At 64.1% G+C, this 220-nt stretch carries 1 pseudogene; it reads right to left on the minus strand.

Features of this window, described 5'->3' with window-relative positions:
- A pseudogene (locus tag ACLEJQ_RS25895) lies at positions 1-220 on the minus strand (carbon starvation protein A); the annotation flags it as partial.

Below are 220 nucleotides of genomic sequence, written 5' to 3' on the forward strand. Positions count from 1 at the left end.
AAACACCACGTGCTGCATCTGCTCGATGCTCTTGGCCGGGGCCAGGACTTGCCCTGCGGCCAGCGCTTCGTTGTATTTGCGCGCCAGGGCCAAAAAGCCGATCGCCGGGTTGGCGTCGAACAGCTTGATCAGGCCCGCCGTGGTGGTGCAGATCAGCAGCCAGGACGCCGGCAGCAGCGTGACCCAGACGTAGCGCTGGCGCTTCATCTTGATCAGCACC

Source organism: Pseudomonas sp. SMV71, assembly GCF_052042015.1.
In the GTDB taxonomy this organism is placed as follows: Bacteria; Pseudomonadota; Gammaproteobacteria; order Pseudomonadales; family Pseudomonadaceae; genus Aquipseudomonas.